The organism is Niallia sp. FSL R7-0648 (genome assembly GCF_038007005.1).
Taxonomy (GTDB): domain Bacteria; phylum Bacillota; class Bacilli; order Bacillales; family Cytobacillaceae; genus Niallia; species Niallia circulans.
In genome coordinates this window covers 1-4,903 of record NZ_JBBOWE010000007.1, presented here as the reverse complement: position 1 = coordinate 4,903, position 4,903 = coordinate 1, and the positions used below count along the sequence as shown (strand labels likewise).

General features: G+C 51.6%; 2 rRNA genes. Both read left to right on the top strand.

Going from position 1 to position 4,903, the window contains the following annotated elements:
• Nucleotides 1-29 precede the first annotated feature (29 nt).
• A 16S ribosomal RNA gene (locus NSQ89_RS25270) occupies nt 30-1,577 on the top strand.
• A 361-nt stretch (nt 1,578-1,938) separates the two neighbouring features.
• Nucleotides 1,939-4,874 (top strand): 23S ribosomal RNA (locus NSQ89_RS25265).
• The 16S and 23S rRNA genes sit together here, the layout of an rRNA operon.
• Nucleotides 4,875-4,903 lie beyond the last annotated feature (29 nt).

Sequence of the window (4,903 nt, the reverse complement as noted above, 5' to 3'; positions counted from 1 at the left end):
TAGAGTTTAGCAATGAGCTAATCAACTCTTTATTGGAGAGTTTGATCCTGGCTCAGGACGAACGCTGGCGGCGTGCCTAATACATGCAAGTCGAGCGGACTTTAAAAGCTTGCTTTTAAAGTTAGCGGCGGACGGGTGAGTAACACGTGGGCAACCTGCCTGTAAGACTGGGATAACTTCGGGAAACCGGAGCTAATACCGGATAATCCTTTTCCTCTCATGAGGAAAAGCTGAAAGACGGTTTACGCTGTCACTTACAGATGGGCCCGCGGCGCATTAGCTAGTTGGTGAGGTAACGGCTCACCAAGGCGACGATGCGTAGCCGACCTGAGAGGGTGATCGGCCACACTGGGACTGAGACACGGCCCAGACTCCTACGGGAGGCAGCAGTAGGGAATCTTCCGCAATGGACGAAAGTCTGACGGAGCAACGCCGCGTGAGTGATGAAGGTTTTCGGATCGTAAAACTCTGTTGTTAGGGAAGAACAAGTACAAGAGTAACTGCTTGTACCTTGACGGTACCTAACCAGAAAGCCACGGCTAACTACGTGCCAGCAGCCGCGGTAATACGTAGGTGGCAAGCGTTGTCCGGAATTATTGGGCGTAAAGCGCGCGCAGGCGGTCCTTTAAGTCTGATGTGAAAGCCCACGGCTCAACCGTGGAGGGTCATTGGAAACTGGGGGACTTGAGTGCAGAAGAGAAGAGTGGAATTCCACGTGTAGCGGTGAAATGCGTAGAGATGTGGAGGAACACCAGTGGCGAAGGCGACTCTTTGGTCTGTAACTGACGCTGAGGCGCGAAAGCGTGGGGAGCAAACAGGATTAGATACCCTGGTAGTCCACGCCGTAAACGATGAGTGCTAAGTGTTAGAGGGTTTCCGCCCTTTAGTGCTGCAGCAAACGCATTAAGCACTCCGCCTGGGGAGTACGGCCGCAAGGCTGAAACTCAAAGGAATTGACGGGGGCCCGCACAAGCGGTGGAGCATGTGGTTTAATTCGAAGCAACGCGAAGAACCTTACCAGGTCTTGACATCCTCTGACACTCCTAGAGATAGGACGTTCCCCTTCGGGGGACAGAGTGACAGGTGGTGCATGGTTGTCGTCAGCTCGTGTCGTGAGATGTTGGGTTAAGTCCCGCAACGAGCGCAACCCTTGATCTTAGTTGCCAGCATTCAGTTGGGCACTCTAAGGTGACTGCCGGTGACAAACCGGAGGAAGGTGGGGATGACGTCAAATCATCATGCCCCTTATGACCTGGGCTACACACGTGCTACAATGGATGGTACAAAGGGCAGCAAAACCGCGAGGTCGAGCAAATCCCATAAAACCATTCTCAGTTCGGATTGTAGGCTGCAACTCGCCTACATGAAGCTGGAATCGCTAGTAATCGCGGATCAGCATGCCGCGGTGAATACGTTCCCGGGCCTTGTACACACCGCCCGTCACACCACGAGAGTTTGTAACACCCGAAGTCGGTGGGGTAACCTTTTGGAGCCAGCCGCCTAAGGTGGGATAGATGATTGGGGTGAAGTCGTAACAAGGTAGCCGTATCGGAAGGTGCGGCTGGATCACCTCCTTTCTAAGGAAAATGGAATTTACATTCCATCAAAGATTGTTGACGATTTGATTGTTCAGTTTTGAGGGAGCAATTCCTCAAAATGATAGGCTGAATAAGCCTGATTGTTCCTTGAAAACTAGATTATGAAAAGTAAGAACCAAGAAAGAAACCGAGTAATCGCCATCTTAGATTCTCTATTTTAGAGAATTACTTCTTTGGAAAGTAGTCGTATTAAACGAATACTCCTTCAAAGATTGGAGAGCAAAGAGAAGCAAGTAGGTCAAGGAAGCGACCGAACGAGCACCGGAGCGTACGAAAGTACGTGAGGAGCAGAGTGAAGAAGCTGACGAAGAGATACGCCGCTTATCTTTGGTCGAAACTAAGTTAAGTTAGAAAGGGCGCACGGTGGATGCCTTGGCACTAGGAGCCGATGAAGGACGGGATTAACACCGATATGCTTTGGGGAGCTGTAAGTAAGCTTTGATCCAGAGATTTCCGAATGGGGAAACCCTCTATCCGTAATGGGATAGAATCTTTACCTGAATACATAGGGTACTGAAGGCAGACCCGGGGAACTGAAACATCTAAGTACCCGGAGGAAGAGAAAGCAAACGCGATTCCCTGAGTAGCGGCGAGCGAAACGGGATTAGCCCAAACCAAGAGGCTTGCCTCTTGGGGTTGTAGGACACTCTATATGGAGTTACAAAGGAACGGGGTAGACGAATCGATCTGGAAAGGTCAGTCGTAGAAGGTAAAAACCCTGTAGTCGAAACTTCGTTCCCTCTTGAGTGTATCCTGAGTACGGCGGGACACGAGAAATCCCGTCGGAAGCAGGGAGGACCATCTCCCAAGGCTAAATACTCCCTAGTGACCGATAGTGAACCAGTACCGTGAGGGAAAGGTGAAAAGCACCCCGGAAGGGGAGTGAAATAGATCCTGAAACCGTGTGCCTACAAGTAGTTAGAGCCCATTTATGGGTGATAGCGTGCCTTTTGTAGAATGAACCGGCGAGTTACGATTACATGCGAGGTTAAGTTGAAGAGACGGAGCCGCAGCGAAAGCGAGTCTGAATAGGGCGAAATAGTATGTGGTTGTAGACCCGAAACCAGGTGATCTACCCATGTCCAGGGTGAAGTCCAGGTAACACTGGATGGAGGCCCGAACCCACGCACGTTGAAAAGTGCGGGGATGAGGTGTGGGTAGCGGAGAAATTCCAATCGAACTTGGAGATAGCTGGTTCTCTCCGAAATAGCTTTAGGGCTAGCCTCAAGATTTAGAGTATTGGAGGTAGAGCACTGTTTGGACTAGGGGCCCCCATCGGGTTACCGAATTCAGACAAACTCCGAATGCCAAATACTTATTCTTGGGAGTCAGACTACGAGTGATAAGATCCGTGGTCAAGAGGGAAACAGCCCAGACCACCAGCTAAGGTCCCAAAGTATACGTTAAGTGGAAAAGGATGTGGAGTTGCTTAGACAACCAGGATGTTGGCTTAGAAGCAGCCACCATTTAAAGAGTGCGTAATAGCTCACTGGTCGAGTGACTCTGCGCCGAAAATGTACCGGGGCTAAACGTATCACCGAAGCTGTGGATTGACATCTATGATGTCAGTGGTAGGAGAGCGTTCTAAGGGCGTTGAAGCTAGACCGTAAGGACTGGTGGAGCGCTTAGAAGTGAGAATGCCGGTATGAGTAGCGAAAGATGAGTGAGAATCTCATCCACCGAATGCCTAAGGTTTCCTGAGGAAGGCTCGTCCGCTCAGGGTTAGTCGGGACCTAAGCCGAGGCTGAAAAGCGTAGGCGATGGACAACAGGTTGATATTCCTGTACCACCTTTAAATCGTTTGAGCAATGGGGGGACGCAGGAGGATAGGGTAAGCGTGCTGTTGGATTAGCACGTCCAAGCAGTTAGGCTGGTAATGAGGCAAATCCCATTACCACATAAGCGGAGCTGTGACGGCGAGGGAAATATAGTACCGAAGTTCCTGATTCCACACTGCCAAGAAAAGCCTCTAGCGAGATTTAGGGTGCCCGTACCGCAAACCGACACAGGTAGGCGAGGAGAGAATCCTAAGGTGAGCGAGAGAACTCTCGTTAAGGAACTCGGCAAAATGACCCCGTAACTTCGGGAGAAGGGGTGCTCTTGCGGGTGCAAGCCTGCGAGAGCCGCAGTGAATAGGCCCAGGCGACTGTTTAGCAAAAACACAGGTCTCTGCGAAGCCGCAAGGCGAAGTATAGGGGCTGACACCTGCCCGGTGCTGGAAGGTTAAGAGGAGGGGTTAGCACGTTAGTGCGAAGCTCTGAATTGAAGCCCCAGTAAACGGCGGCCGTAACTATAACGGTCCTAAGGTAGCGAAATTCCTTGTCGGGTAAGTTCCGACCCGCACGAAAGGTGTAACGATCTGGGCACTGTCTCAACGAGAGACTCGGTGAAATTATAGTACCTGTGAAGATGCAGGTTACCCGCGACAGGACGGAAAGACCCCGTGGAGCTTTACTGCAGCCTGATATTGAATTTTGGTACAGCTTGTACAGGATAGGTAGGAGCCTTGGAAGCCGGAGCGCCAGCTTCGGTGGAGGCATTGGTGGGATACTACCCTGGCTGTATTGACATTCTAACCCGCACCCCTGATCGGGGTGGGAGACAGTGTCAGGTGGGCAGTTTGACTGGGGCGGTCGCCTCCTAAAAAGTAACGGAGGCGCCCAAAGGTTCCCTCAGAATGGTTGGAAATCATTCGTAGAGTGTAAAGGCACAAGGGAGCTTGACTGCGAGACCTACAAGTCGAGCAGGGACGAAAGTCGGGCTTAGTGATCCGGTGGTTCCGCATGGAAGGGCCATCGCTCAACGGATAAAAGCTACCCCGGGGATAACAGGCTTATCTCCCCCAAGAGTCCACATCGACGGGGAGGTTTGGCACCTCGATGTCGGCTCATCGCATCCTGGGGCTGTAGTCGGTCCCAAGGGTTGGGCTGTTCGCCCATTAAAGCGGTACGCGAGCTGGGTTCAGAACGTCGTGAGACAGTTCGGTCCCTATCCGTCGTGGGCGTAGGAAATTTGAGAGGAGCTGTCCTTAGTACGAGAGGACCGGGATGGACGCACCGCTGGTGTACCAGTTGTCTTGCCAAAGGCATCGCTGGGTAGCTATGTGCGGAAGGGATAAGTGCTGAAAGCATCTAAGCATGAAGCCCCCCTCAAGATGAGATTTCCCATAGCGCAAGCTAGTAAGATCCCTGAAAGATGATCAGGTTGATAGGTCAGAGGTGGAAGCGTGGCGACATGTGGAGCTGACTGATACTAATAGATCGAGGACTTAACTAAAATGAAAAGCGGAAACGCCTGTTTATCGG